The sequence below is a fragment of the Thermincola ferriacetica genome (genome assembly GCF_001263415.1).
Lineage (GTDB): Bacteria > Bacillota > Thermincolia > Thermincolales > Thermincolaceae > Thermincola > Thermincola ferriacetica.
Genome location: NZ_LGTE01000074.1, coordinates 1 through 672, shown reverse-complemented (window position 1 = coordinate 672; position 672 = coordinate 1). Strand labels below are relative to the sequence as shown.

1 protein-coding gene and 1 pseudogene are annotated in these 672 nt (G+C 53.1%); both read left to right on the top strand.

The window, feature by feature from the left end; translation table 11 throughout:
* Positions 1-249: 249 nt before the first annotated feature.
* Positions 250-375: a hypothetical protein gene (locus tag Tfer_RS17215; protein ID WP_282432082.1), complete on the top strand. Its 126-nt coding sequence runs from the start codon at positions 250-252 to the stop codon at positions 373-375.
* Positions 376-397: 22 nt separating this feature from the next.
* Positions 398-672: pseudogene (locus Tfer_RS15745) on the top strand (hypothetical protein); the annotation flags it as partial.

Here is a 672-nt window from a genome sequence, read left to right as displayed (position 1 = left end):
CCTGAACAATTACAGCGCCACAGAAGAAAATATTGACAAGGGCAGGTATTACGTGACCGTGAGCAACATAAACAACTTCGGCATGGCGGGAGAACTGGAAATCTGTGAAGAAGACTCCGTCATCATCCTGGGGAATATGTATGATGATATTTACACCCGGCCTGGCCGGGAGTAACCGGAAGCTGCCACTAATGAAAAACAGCCGTTACTCCAAAGCTGCAAAAAGCCGCTGCATAGTGAAGCAATAGGTTGCGACTTGGTGGAGGGCGGTTAAACAGTGTTAACGACAGTGAGGGCTTGAAATCACTGTTTCCGGCACGGATGCCGGAAACCCGGCCATTGAGCCACGGACGGCGATTTGGCCGGGTTCAGTGATTTCAACTGAACGGAGTTTACAATGTTTCCGCCCGTAACCTCGGAGCAACAGTTACTTCACTATGCAGCGGCATTTATAACTAATAAGCAACTTATTGTTTCACCGGGCAGCGGCCTCTTTCTCACCCTTACCCAGGGAAGGGTAGGCAGGGTTCTCCGCCTACCGTTTGGGAGCGACTGCGCCCGCAAAACCGCAGCCGGGCAGGCAGGGAGTTCCCGCATGTTCGAAGATGGCGAAGGCCGCCGGGAAGTCCGGCACTCAACTTATGTAGGGCGCCCCGGGATGTTGATAAGGGA